We start from the raw sequence: 12,441 nt of genomic DNA on the forward strand, positions 1-12,441 counted from the left end.
CGCTCGCTCCGCCGCAGGTCTGCCGCTGGTGGCGTCGCCGTCCGTCGTGGACGAGGACTCCCAGCCCACCGACGCCCGCGCCGCCTCCCGCCGCACCGAGACCCCGGAACCGGCGGCCCCCGGATCGGATCGGCCGCTCTTCACCGTCGCCCCGGCGCCCGGGTCGCAGGCGGGTACCGAGGCGCCTGCGGCAGCCCCCGAGACCGGGGCCCTCCTGCTCATCTTCGACACCGGCCAGCGGGTGCAGCTCGCCCTCCCCGTCGCCGCGAACCTCGGGCGCGGCCCCGTCGCCAGCGCGCACGACGACCGCCTCATCGTCGTCACCGACCCCGACGCTTCGGTCTCGAAGACGCATCTGCGCATCGAGCACTCCCGCGGCCGCACGTGGGTCACCGACTTCGGTTCCACCAACGGTTCCGACGTCCGCAGCGACGACGGCCAGACGACCGAGCTGGTCGCCGGCGAGCGCGTGCTCCTCGACGATGCCGACCGTGTCCGCATGGGCAACCGCAGCTTCACCATCAGCCTTCTGCTGGGCACCGACAGCAGCGCCGGAGAGAGAGCATGACAGGACCCCGTCTCGCCCCGCCCCGTGTCCCCTCCGGGAGGCTCCCGGTCCAGGCCCCGCCGGAGCTGCAGCCGAACGACGGCGGCATCGGGATCCTCGGGTCGCTGCTGCCCATGCTCGGCAGCGTCGGCGCGATCGTCATGGTCACCATGTCGAACCAGTCCGTCACGGGTCTGCTCACCGGCGGCATGTTCCTGCTGTCCTCACTCGGCTTCGTCGCCGTCAACGGGTGGCGCCAGCGTTCCCAGCGGCAGGCGGCCACGCTCGGTGCCCGCCGCGAGTACCTCGCGTATCTGACCGAGCTGCGGCAGACCGTCCGCGTCGCCGCCCGCCAGCAGCGCCGCTCCGCGAACTGGCACCTGCCGGCGCCGTCGACGCTGCCGTATCTCGCGGAGGAGCGCACCCGCGTCTGGGAGCGCGGCGTCAACGACCCCGACTTCCTGTCCGTCCGCGTGGGCGTCACCGATCAGCCGCTGTGCGTCACGCTCGAAGCCCCGGAGCTCCCGCCGCTGGCGCAGCTCGACCCCGTCGCCGCCTCGGCCGCGCACCGCTTCATGCTGACGCACGAGGTCCAGAAGAACCTCCCGCTCGGCGTCACCCTCCGCGACTACGCCCGCATCGAGATCACCGGTGACGAGGACGAGACCCGGGCGCTGGCCAGGGCCATGCTGCTGCACGCGGCCACCATGCACGACCCCGACGTGCTGCAGATCGTCATCGCCGCGGACACCGGCGTGCTCCCGCAGTGGGAGTGGGCGAAGTGGCTGCCGCACACGCACTCACGCACCGTGCGGGACGGCCTCGGCGCCGCCCGGATGATCGGCTCGCAGCTGTCCGAGCTCGAGGACATGCTGCCGCCCGAGGTGCGCGAGCGCTCGCGCTTCGCCCGCGACGGCTCCGGACCGAAGACGCCGCACATCGTCATCGTCACGGACGGCGCCACGACGTCGTTCAACGACGCCCTCGTCACCGGCGACGGCGTGCAGGGCGTGACCGTGATCGACCTCCCCGCCCGCTGGGGTGACCTCGACGACCCGAACGCCCTGCGCATCGCGTTCGAGACCGGCGGTGCCAGCACGCGCGCCGAGCTCGTCAGCCTGCAGGTGCCCGCACGGCCGTTCGAGGCCGATGCGATCACCATCGTCGAGGCGGAGGCGACCGCCCGCCGGCTCATCGCCCTGTACTCGGGCGGCACGGCGATCGCGAGCAAGAAGAGCGCGACCGGCCAGGCCGAGCTCGTCGAGCTCCTCGGTCTTCCCGATGTGCGCGACCTCGACCTCGACGCCGCCTGGGCACCGCGCCTGGAGCGCGACCGGCTCCGCGTGCCGATCGGCCAGACCGAGGACGGCAGCCCGCTCATCCTCGACATCAAGGAATCGGCGCAGCAGGGTATGGGCCCGCACGGCCTCATCATCGGTGCCACCGGCTCGGGGAAGTCGGAGGTGCTCCGCACGCTCGTGCTCGCGCTCGCGATGACCCACTCGCCGGAGCAGCTCAACTTCGTGCTCGTCGACTTCAAGGGTGGCGCGACGTTCGCCGGCATGGCCGACATGCCGCACGTCTCGGCCATCATCACGAACCTCGGTGAGGAGATCTCCCTCGTCGACCGCATGCAGGACGCGCTCCAGGGCGAGATGGTGCGCCGACAGGAGCTGCTGCGGGCCACCGGTCCGTTCGCCAACGTGGCCGACTACGAGAAGGCGCGTCGCGGCGGCCGCACCGACCTGGCGCCGCTGCCGGCCCTGCTCATCGTCGCCGACGAGTTCTCCGAGCTCCTGTCGGCCAAGCCGGAGTTCGTCGACACGTTCGTCAACATCGGCCGGCTCGGCCGCTCGCTGCAGGTGCACCTGCTGCTGTCCTCCCAGCGGCTGGAGGAGGGCAAGCTGCGCGGCCTCGACACGCACCTCTCCTACCGCATCGGTCTTCGGACGTTCTCGGCGGCCGAGTCCCGTACGGTCCTCGGCGTGCCGGACGCCTATCACCTGCCCACGCAGCCGGGCGCCGGCATCCTGAAGTCCGACACCGAGACCATGACCCAGTTCCGCGCCGCGTACGTGTCCGGACCACCGCCGCGTCGTCGTCGTCGGGCCTCGTCCGGCTCCGGCCAGAGCACGGGTTCGACCGCGGTCGAGCTGTTCACCGCCGCGCCGGTGTGGCGGGCGGAGGCGCCGGTGGACGAGCCGGAGGTCGTGGTCGACGCCGAGCCGGAGGAGAAGCGCAACACCTTCGAGATCGCGGTCGAGTCCATGAAGGGACGCGGCCCCGCGGCGCACCAGGTGTGGCTGCCGCCGCTGGTGACACCGGCCACCCTCGACCAGCTCTTCGGCGACCTCGTCGAGGACCCGTCGCTCGGTCTCGTCTCCCCGCGCTGGCGGAAGGCGGGAGCGCTCACGGTCCCGCTCGGCATCGTCGACGTGCCGCTGGAGCAGCGCCGCGAGAACCTCGCGGTCTCACTCGGCGGCGCGGCCGGCCACATGGCCATCGTCGGCGCGCCTCTGAGCGGTAAGAGCACGCTCGCGCGGACGACGGTCGCCGCCCTGGCGCTCACCCACACGCCACAGGAGGTGCAGTTCTTCGTCATCGACTTCGGCGGCGGCAGCTTCACCGGCATGCAGGACTTCACGCACATCAGTGGCGTCGCGACGCGGTCCGAGCCGGACGTCGTCCGCCGCACGGTGGCTGAGGTCACCAGCCTGCTGAACGCCCGCGAGGTGTACTTCCGGCAGCACGGCATCGACTCGATCGACGCCTACCGGCAGCGCCGCGGGCAGGGACTGGCCGACGACGGCTACGGCGATATCTTCCTCATCGTCGACGGATGGGGCACGCTCCGCGCCGAGTTCGAGATGCTGGAGCCGCAGATCCAGGCGATCGCCGCCCGCGGTCTCACCTACGGCGTCCACGTCGTGATCACGGCGGCGCGCTGGATGGAGATCCGGGCCAACATCAAGGACCTCATCGGCACCCGCATCGAGCTGCGTCTGGGCGACCCGACGGACTCCGAGGTCAACCGCAAGGCGGCGGAGAACGTCACGGCCATCCCCGGCCGCGGCCTCAACGACCGCGGTCTGCAGATGCTCACGGCGCTGCCGCGTGTCGACGGCGTGGACGACGCATCGAGCCTGCCCGACGGGATCGACGACCTCGTGGCGCGCGTCGCGGCGGCGTGGCACGGACCGGCCGGACCCAAGCTGCGCCTGCTGCCCTCGCGCATCAGCCATGCCGATCTGCGCGCCGTCGCGGCCGCGCAGTCGCCGGACGGCGCGGAGCCCCGCGAACTCCTGCTGGGCATCGACGAGGCGAACCTCGCCCCGTTCTCGATCGATCCGGTCGCCGAGCCGCTGCTGTATCTGTACGGCGACGCGGACTCCGGCAAGTCGTCGATGCTCCGCGGCGTCGTGCACGAGATCACGCGCCTGTACGGACCGACCGAGGCGAAGATCTTCGTCGTCGACTACCGTCGTGCCCTGCTCGGCGAGATCCCGCAGGAATACCTCGGCGCCTACCTCACGTCGCACGAGATGACCGAGGGCGGGATGAACGAGCTCGCGCAGTTCTTCCGGAGCCGCATCCCCGGACCCGATGTCACGCCCGACCAGCTCCGCAGCCGGTCGTGGTGGAAGGGGGCGGAGGGTTTCGTCCTCATCGACGACTACGACCTCGTGGCGACCTCGCAGGGCAATCCGGTCGCGGTCCTCGCGCCGCTGCTCGCGCAGGCGGCCGACCTCGGCCTCCACGTGATCCTCACCCGCCGCACCGGCGGGGCGAGCCGCGCCGCGTACGATCCGATCATCCAGCGCATGACCGACCTGGGTGCGACCGGCATCCTGCTCTCGGGCAGCCCCGAGGAGGGCCAGCTCATCGGCAAGGTGAAGGCCGTTCCCGCGATTCCGGGCCGTGCGCAGATCGTCAGCCGCGATCGGGGCCTCGTCTCCGCGCAGCTGCTGTGGGTGCCGCCGAGCTACGAGTGACAACCGAGGAGAGACCGAGATGACCTTCGAACCGATGCCGGCCGCAACGCCGATGGTCCCACCCGTGCTGTACCTGCCCCTGAGCGTGACGTCGACGCCCGAGGAGCAGCTCGTCGAGATCCGGGAGCTGAAGGACGGGCGGCGTGCACTGCTCGCCTACACCGCCCTCGACCGGCTGCTGGAGCTCGCCGGCGAGCGGCAGCCCTGGGTGCTGGTGCGCACCGAGGACCTCGGTCAGATCAAGGAGGCGCAGCCCTACGACGTCGTCATCTTCGACCTCGACGTGCCCGCGTCCTACCGCCGGAACGGAGCCATCGCATGAGCCGCATCGCGATGGATCCGGAGGTGATGGCCGTCCATGCGGACATGCACGAGGAGGCGGTCGAGCTCATCGAGACGAAGCTCTCCGGCATTCCGACGGCCGTCGACGGCGGGCTCGCCTCCGATACGGTCGCCGCGATCATGCAGCGGGTGGGGGAGGGCGTCGACGCCCTCTACCGGATCAACGGCACCCTCGGAGAGATCGTCCGCGCCATCGCCGACGACGCGGAGACGAACGAGCAGGACGTGATCGACCAGCTCGACCCGGTCGCGGCCATCGTCGAGGACCTCTGATGACGATCGACACGACCACGTACGGCGACGCCGACCAGGTGCAGGCGGCCGCGGACTGGCTCGACCCCGACCTGAAGGACGCCGCAGACGTCTCCTCCAATGTCACGACCTTCATCCCGACCGGCGTGCGCGGGCACTGGTACGGCGAGTCGGCGGACGACTACGTCACGATCCTCTCGCGCACGACCGACGCCGCGAAGGAGATCAAGGACCTCGCCCGTGACGCCGCCGAGAAGCTCCGGTCGTACGCCGGGCAGCTGCGGCGCATGAAGGAGGACTTCGCGACGCACCGCGACAATGCGCGGGCGGCGGGGCTCCCGGTCAACGGGATGATCATCGGCCGGCCGGTGTCCCTGATCCCGGTATGCCCCACCTCGCGCGACGACCCCTACTGGGACGAGTGGCAGGAGCACCTCGACCGCATCGAGCTGTACAACGAGATCGCCGCCGACGTCGGCTCCTGGTGGGGCGAGCTCGAGGTCTGGATCAGCGAGAACCTCGACGGCTTCCTCGGGACCATGCCGAGCCAGTCCACGGCGGACAAGATCCTGTCCGGTCTGCGGGAGGCGAGCGGCGAGGTCCCGAAGATCTACCTCGAGGGCCAGGGCCTGGCGTGGGCGGAGACGGCGGCCGAGCTCACCTCCCACGCGGAGGATCTGCGTCTCGGAGCATCGGACTTCGTTCGCGAGCTGCGCTCCGGCAACCCTGCCGTCAAGGCCGCTGCCGAGGCCGCCAACCCCACCGGCATGCGGTGGGCGGCTGACGAGGCCGAGGATCTGGCCCGCGGACTCTCTCGCGCGAGTCGGGCGGTGCCGTTCATCGGCTGGGGCGTCGACGCCTGGAACCTGGGCTCGGCGATGTCGTCGGGCGATGACCCGTCGTCCACCGCGGTGGAGATCATCGGCGGTGCGGCGGGTGGCGCGGCTGCGGCTGCCGGGGTCGCCGCGCTCGCGGCGGCCGGTGTCGTCACGCTCCCGGTCTGGGGCACGGCGGTGGTCGTCGGCGGGGCCGCGGTGGCGGTCGGTGCCGGTGCGGTGTGGGCGTACGAGAACTGGGTGCCGCAGGACGTCCGGGAGTCGATCGACGCCGGCATGGCGGATGCATGGGACACCACGACGGACTTCGCGGAGGACGCCTGGGAGAACACGACCGACTTCGTGGGCGACGCGGGGCACAACATCGGCAAGGCGTGGAAGGGACTGTTCGGGTGACAGGGCAGCAGCAGTCGACGTCTCCGGAGACGATCTGGGTACCCGGTCATCCGGGGTGGCAGGGGCAGCAGCGGGCGACCACGGCACTCACCGTGTTCGGCGTCGTGTTCGCCATCGTGGTCCTGCTGTTCAGCCTGATCCTGTTCGCCGATCCGGCTCCCGCGATGAAGGCTCTGGGGATCGGTGTGCTCGCGGCCGTCGCCGTGGGCGTCTGGCTGCTGGTGGCCCATGCCCGCGTCTCGCGGGTCCGAGTCGTCCGGCCGGTCGTCGACGGTCCGGCGATCGCGTTCGGCGGGGCCGCGGGGATCGTCTGGCCGCTGCGCGCCCTCGCGCCCGTGGGGGCCCTGCTCCTCGCGGCGTGGGCATGGAGCATCTTCACGGTGCCCGCAGACCGACTGCCGCTCCTCACCCTGCTCCTCCTCCCGGTGGTCGCGCTGATCATGACGGTCGCCGGCATCCGGTCGTGGTTCCGGGCTCCCTCCGCCCATCGCCTGACGCTGCGCCCCGACGGGCTGCAACTCCGGATCCCGCGCAACAACGTGGCCGTGGCATGGGACGAGGTCGTCGGCGCCGGCCTGGAAGGCAACCGCGTGGTGCTGCGGACGGCGACCGCGCAGCCGTCCTCGTGGGCGGCGGCCGACCTCGCGAGCGACCCTGTGCTCCTGGCCGAGCTGGTCACCTTCTACGCGAACCGTCCCGACGCCCGTGCCGAGATCGGCGCGGGCACGCTCGCCCGTCTGCGGTCCGGCGAGTTCTAGCGGCGCCTCTCAGCGGGCGCCGGCGGCGTCGGCGAGATGACGCGCCTCGTGGCCGAGGACCTTCACGATGATCCCGTGGCGCCGGAGTTCAGCGACGGTGCGCGCGCCCTCTTCGGCGTCGAGCCCCAGGGCCCGGATGTTCGCCACCACGACCACGTCTCCGGTCCGGAGCGTCGAGATGAGTCGCGCGAGGCGGTCGTTCCAGCTCTCCAGGATGTCCGGCGCCGGGTGACGGAAGCCCTCGATGGGCACGCCGAAGCGGGTGAGGTCGGCGCGCTGCTCGACGACCGACGGCATGCCCTCGCGGGCGACGACGAGGCCGACCAGGCGGGAGCCCGCGGGACGCGCGGTCCAGAAGTTGCGGTTCTGCTGCAGCTCCGTGAAGCACTTCGGGCACGTCGCTGCGTCGTGCGGGAGGTGGAGCGGGCTCGTCAGCGCATCGTCGAGAGACGGCGTCGTTCCCGCCGGGTCAATCGTGTCGCTCATCCCGCACCTCCGCCCTCTATTCTGCCCTGCCCAGGTGTCCCGCGGCGACCGGATCAGAGCAGTCCGAGGGCTCGGACCGCGTCCCGCTCCTCCACGAGCTCCGCGACCGAGGCGTCGATGCGCGCGCGGGCCCGGTCGTCGATCTCCAGGCCTTCCACGATGTGCCACTCGCCGTCGACGGACTGCACGGGGAACGACGAGACGAGGCCCTCCGGGACACCGTACTCCCCGCGCGAGACGACGGCGGCGGAGGTCCAGTCCTCGGTCCCGCGGACCCAGTCGCGCACATGGTCGATCGTCGCGCTCGCGGCGGAGGCGACGGAGGACGACCCGCGGACCTCGATGATCTCCGCGCCGCGCTTGGCGACCCGGGGGATGAACGTCTGGTCCAGCCACGCCGGGACGTCGCCGACGATCCGCTCCAGGGCATCCTGCACGGGCTTCCCACCGACGGTCGCATGCGACACGTCGGGGAACTGCGTGGCCGAGTGATTGCCCCAGATGGGCACCCGCCGCACCGTGTGCACGGGGGCGCCGAGCGTCTGGGCGAGCTGGGCCCGTGCGCGGTTCTCGTCCAGCCGCGTGAGGGCGGTGAAGCGGTCGGCGGGCACGCCGTCGGCCGCCGCGGAGGCGATCAGGGCGTTCGTGTTGGCGGGGTTGCCCACCACGGTCACGCGGACGCCGGGGGCGGCGTTCGCGGCGATGGCGGCGCCCTGCGGCCCGAAGATGCCGCCGTTCGCGGCCAGCAGGTCGCCGCGCTCCATGCCGGGACCGCGGGGGCGGGCGCCCACGAGCAGGGCGAGGTCGCAGCCGTCGAAGCCGACCGCGGCGTCATCGGTCACCTCCACGTGCTCAAGCAGGTCGAAGGCGCCGTCCTGGAGCTCCAGCGCCGCGCCCTCCGCTGCGCCGAGCCCCTGCGGGATCTCCAGCAGCCGCAGCCGCACCTTCTCATCCGGACCGAGCATGTCGCCGGCGGCGATGCGGAAGAGGAGCGCGTAGCCGATCTGTCCGCCCGCGCCGGTGATGGTGATCGTGGTGGCCATGTCACGAGCCTACGTCCGTCGCGGTGTCGGCGCGCGGAGTACCCTCGACGCATGACGTTCAATCCCGACGCCGACCTCTCCCGCAACACCACGCGCCGCCGTGGACGCACGGCGGCGATCGCGGGCGGCTCCGGCGTCGGCGTGCTCGCCCTCCTCGCCCTCATCGCCGGCCCCCTGCTGGGCATCGACCTGAGCGGACTCGTCGGCGGCGCGCCCGGGGGTGGGAGCGAGCCCGCCGGCGGTTCGGCCATCGAGAACTGCGACAGCGGTGCCGACGCGAACGCGAACGTCGACTGCCGGATGGCGGGGGCGCAGGTCGCGCTCGACGCCTTCTGGGAGGACAACGTGGAGGGGTACCGGGCTCCGCAGCTCATCGTCGTCGACGGAGCGACCTCCACGCAGTGCGGCACCGCCTCCAACGCGGTCGGCCCGTTCTACTGCCCGCCGGAGGAGACCGTCTACATCGACCCCACGTTCTTCCAGCTCATGCAGCAGCAGTTCGGGGCCTCGGCCGGGAACCTCGCGCAGCTCTACATCGTCGGGCACGAGTGGGGTCACCACATCCAGAACCTCCTCGGGGCGATGGAGCGGTACCCGAACAACGGGACGGGTCCCGGCAGCAACGGCGTGCGCATGGAGTTGCAGGCCGACTGCTATGCCGGCGGCTGGCTCGGCCGCGCGACCGAGCAGACCGACGCCGACGGCGATCCGTACCTCGAGAAGCCGACGGAGGAGCAGATCCGCGACGCCCTGAACGCGGCGTCGACCGTCGGCGACGATCACATCCAGGAGCAGTCCGGGCAGGTGAACCCGGAGACCTGGACCCACGGCTCCAGCGAGCAGCGTCAGCGCTGGTTCGCGGAGGGATACCAGAACGGGCTCGATGCGTGCGGGCAGGTGTTCACCCTCCCCGCCGATCAGCTCGACCCGTAGACCCGGCGCTCCCGCCGTTGTCAGATAACGTGGACTCGGCAGGACCGCACGACCGGTTGGGGGACCGAACATGACGAACACCGAGGGGCTCTATCCGCCCATCGAGCCGCACGAGACCGGAGTGCTGCTCGTCGGCGACGGGCATCGCGTGGCCTGGGAGATCAGCGGCAACCCCGAGGGTAAACCCGTCGTGTTCCTCCATGGCGGCCCCGGCAGCGGCACCTCGCCGTGGCAGCGCCAGTTCTTCGACCCCGACGTCTACCGGATCGTCCTTCTCGATCAGCGCGGATGCGGTCGGAGCACGCCGTCCGCCGCGGAGCCGGAGGCCGATCTCCGGCACATCACCACCGCGCACCTCATCGCCGACCTCGAACTGCTGCGCAAGAACCTCGGCATCGAGACGTGGCAGGTGTTCGGCGGGTCCTGGGGCAGCGCCCTCGCGCTCGCCTACGCCCAGGCCCACCCCGACGTGGTCTCCGAGCTGATTCTGCGCGGGATCTTCACGCTCCGTCGCGCCGAGCTCGAGTGGTTCTACGAGGGCGGGGCGGCGGCGCTGTTCCCCGACCTGTGGGAGGACTTCATCGCGCCGATCCCGGTCCTGGAGCGCTCCGGATGATCGAGGCGTACCACCGGCGGCTGTTCGACCCGGACCCGGCTGTCCATGAACCGGCGGCCCTCGCGTGGGCGGCGTGGGAGGCGGCGACCGTCACGCTGCGCCCCGACCCGGAGCAGATCGCGGCGATGGCCGATCCCCGCCGGGCCGTCGCTTTCGCACGCATCGAGAACCACTTCTTCGTGCACCGCGGCTGGTGGGCCGAGGGGCAGCTGCTCGCGGGGATCGACGCCATCCGGCACATCCCGACCGTGATCGTGCAGGGCCGCCACGACGTGGTCACCCCGATGATGACGGCGTGGGACCTGCACCGTGCCTGGCCGGAAGCCGACTTCCAGGTGATCGATGACGCGGGGCACTCCGCCGCCGAACCCGGCATCCGCGCGGCTCTCCGCGCCGCGACCGATCGGTTCCGCCCCGAGGGCTGACGCGTTCCGCTCAGGCGCGGAGCGCGCGCAGCAGTGTCTTCACGAGGCCGAGGGCGCCGCCGTCCGCACGATGGCGGGTGAGGCCCTCGCTCACGGCGGCACCGGTGCGGGAGGAGGCGAACCACGGCGGCTTGGGGAGGATGGTCATCCGCCCTCCGCCGTTCGCGACGGGGAGCGAGCGCGGGAACGGCCGGAAGGGGCCGCGCAGCACGGAGCGCTCCACCCGATCCAGGAGCAGGGCGTTGTGGACGACGCCGATGCCGCTGCCGACGTCATCGATCGTGCCGCCGGGGAATGCGCCCCAGGTGAGCGTCGGCGTGATGAACCCGAAGGCGGTCCAGCCGTTGATCGCGATCGAGCCGTAGTGCAGCGCGGTGAGTGCTCGCTCGAACCCGCTGCCGAGCGCCTTCTCGGTCGCCGGGTCGATGAGCAGGTTCGCGCCGAGCGTGCCCTGCAGCTTCTCGTTCGCGTGGGCGACCGCGGCGTCGAGGAACTCCTGGCCCGTGCCGGGGAGGCTCACCACGCCGAGGACCGGCGCGAAGTACTCCGTGTTCTCCAGGGCTGAGGGGTCGTCGTCGGCATCGATCTCGACGAGGAGCCGGTCGCCGAGCACGAGGGCGTCCGGGTAGTCGTCCGCGGCGGACTGCATGCGGGAGGGGGCGCCGGGGTACCAGATGGGGCGCTCCGGAGCGGTGGCGTAGGCGCGGCGCAGTTCGGCGCGGAAGTCGTCTGCCTGGTCCCAGTCCGCGGAGAGGATGACGACCTGCCCCGCGATGCAGTTGTGGCCGTCGTTCTGCAGGCGCATGGTCGCGATGTGCTCGGCCTGGTACGCGAGGTCGGCGGCCGTCCACTTCCCCGGCACGACGATGATGGGGGAGACCCCGCCGAGTTCCGCGGTGATGGGCTTCTTCAGCAGCGGGCGGTTCTCGCGACGGCGGCGCTTCGTCGCGGCCGCCCCCTCGCCGGTCGACGGTCCCCAGACGATGGTGTCGAAGGTCGCCGCCGAGCCGGTGATGTGCACGTGGGCGATGCCGGGGTGCTGGGTGAGGTAGGCGCCGGCGGCGGGCCCCCGCGCACGATGCGCAGCAGTCCCGGCTCGATGAGCGGGGCGAGCGCGCGCTTGTAGACGGGGACCAGGGAATCTTGCGTGGGGTTCACCTTCAGCAGGGCCGTGCGGTTGTGGGCGAGCAGTTCGTACAGCACGTCCAGCACGGGGATGGAGGTCACGTTCCCGGCGCCGAGCACGAGTCCGACGCCCCCGGACACCGTCGGCGTGCGCTGTGCCAGACCGGCGGTCGCGCGGGCGGTGTTCGGCGTGGTCCCCGGCTCGAGCCAGACCTCGCCGGTGAAGCCGGACAGCAGGAACCGGTCGATGCCGGTGAGGGGGAAGGCATGTACGCGCGCACGGCCGCCGGGTGCGCGGTCGACCCGGATGCCGTCGAGCGGATTCGCGCCGTTCGCGATCCGGGTGAGCGTGGCGATCGAGGCGTCGAGTGCTCCGAGGACGCTGTACGGGCCGCTCAGCCACTCCTCGCCGCGGAGCGGATGCCGCGCGTCCAGGCCCTTGGAGGCGGCGGCGATCGTCGCCCAGTCCTCCGCGGTCGCGGCGACGCTCGTGCGGACCTGCCGGAGCAGCGTCGCGCGCTGCGCTACGGTGAGCGCGGTCCACACCGCGGTCCCCGTCTGCAGATCGGCGACGGCGGCGTCGAGCCGTTCCTTCTCGCCCTCGCCGAGGGCGGGGGTGGCGGGCGCGGTCGTGGGCGCAGAAGTCATCGGCGTCTCCTTCGAACGGGCTTTCAGCTTAGGCGTCCGCGC

The 12,441-nt window shown here is 71.9% G+C and carries 11 protein-coding genes and 1 pseudogene; 8 read left to right on the forward strand and 4 right to left on the reverse strand.

Annotation, left to right across the window (positions count from 1 at the left end; genetic code table 11):
- The 6 genes from AC2W7E_RS06270 to AC2W7E_RS06295 all read left to right on the forward strand — a co-directional run.
- A partial coding sequence (locus tag AC2W7E_RS06270; protein WP_485988762.1) for an FHA domain-containing protein occupies nucleotides 1-568 on the forward strand: 568 nt, incomplete at its 5' end.
- Nucleotides 565-4,539: a type VII secretion protein EccC gene (locus tag AC2W7E_RS06275; RefSeq protein ID WP_025104637.1), complete on the forward strand. Its 3,975-nt coding sequence runs from the start codon at nucleotides 565-567 to the stop codon at nucleotides 4,537-4,539. The genes AC2W7E_RS06270 and AC2W7E_RS06275, both read left to right, overlap by 4 nt.
- A gap of 19 nt (nucleotides 4,540-4,558) precedes the next feature.
- Nucleotides 4,559-4,861 (forward strand): SAV_915 family protein, encoded by a 303-nt coding sequence (locus tag AC2W7E_RS06280; protein WP_085604937.1) that lies wholly within the window; start codon nucleotides 4,559-4,561, stop codon nucleotides 4,859-4,861.
- Complete coding sequence (locus AC2W7E_RS06285; protein WP_062635420.1) at nucleotides 4,858-5,154, forward strand: hypothetical protein; 297 nt, start codon at nucleotides 4,858-4,860, stop codon at nucleotides 5,152-5,154. Before AC2W7E_RS06280 ends, AC2W7E_RS06285 begins: the two co-directional genes overlap by 4 nt.
- Complete coding sequence (locus tag AC2W7E_RS06290; protein WP_485988763.1) at nucleotides 5,154-6,365, forward strand: hypothetical protein; 1,212 nt, start codon at nucleotides 5,154-5,156, stop codon at nucleotides 6,363-6,365. The genes AC2W7E_RS06285 and AC2W7E_RS06290 overlap by 1 nt, the downstream gene beginning before the upstream one ends.
- Entirely contained in the window at nucleotides 6,362-7,123 is a 762-nt protein-coding gene (locus AC2W7E_RS06295; protein WP_485988764.1) for a hypothetical protein, read from the forward strand. The genes AC2W7E_RS06290 and AC2W7E_RS06295 overlap by 4 nt, the downstream gene beginning before the upstream one ends.
- Nucleotides 7,124-7,132: 9 nt before the next feature.
- Here AC2W7E_RS06295 and AC2W7E_RS06300 read toward each other — a convergent pair whose 3' ends face one another.
- Both AC2W7E_RS06300 and AC2W7E_RS06305 read right to left on the reverse strand, forming a co-directional pair.
- Complete coding sequence (locus AC2W7E_RS06300) at nucleotides 7,133-7,609, reverse strand: recombinase family protein (RefSeq protein WP_485988765.1); 477 nt, start codon at nucleotides 7,607-7,609, stop codon at nucleotides 7,133-7,135.
- 53 nt (nucleotides 7,610-7,662) lie between these two features.
- Entirely contained in the window at nucleotides 7,663-8,652 is a 990-nt protein-coding gene (locus tag AC2W7E_RS06305) for a malate dehydrogenase (protein WP_025104631.1), read from the reverse strand.
- Nucleotides 8,653-8,703: 51 nt separating this feature from the next.
- On the opposite strand from AC2W7E_RS06305, the gene ypfJ reads away from it, so the two are divergent.
- Both ypfJ and pip read left to right on the forward strand, forming a co-directional pair.
- Entirely contained in the window at nucleotides 8,704-9,585 is an 882-nt protein-coding gene (ypfJ, locus tag AC2W7E_RS06310) for a KPN_02809 family neutral zinc metallopeptidase (protein ID WP_371510995.1), read from the forward strand.
- A gap of 70 nt (nucleotides 9,586-9,655) precedes the next feature.
- Nucleotides 9,656-10,626, forward strand: a pseudogene (gene pip / locus AC2W7E_RS06315) (prolyl aminopeptidase).
- A gap of 10 nt (nucleotides 10,627-10,636) precedes the next feature.
- Here the strand turns inward: pip and AC2W7E_RS06320 are convergent.
- A complete protein-coding gene (locus AC2W7E_RS06320) occupies nucleotides 10,637-11,647 on the reverse strand; it encodes an aldehyde dehydrogenase family protein (protein WP_485988766.1) in 1,011 nt (336 codons plus the stop codon).
- Nucleotides 11,536-12,399, reverse strand: coding sequence for a hypothetical protein (locus AC2W7E_RS06325; RefSeq protein WP_485988767.1), 864 nt, complete (start codon nucleotides 12,397-12,399; stop codon nucleotides 11,536-11,538). The genes AC2W7E_RS06320 and AC2W7E_RS06325 overlap by 112 nt, the downstream gene beginning before the upstream one ends.
- Nucleotides 12,400-12,441: the final 42 nt, after the last annotated feature.

The organism is Microbacterium sp. CFSPD4_SD4 (assembly GCF_057364585.1).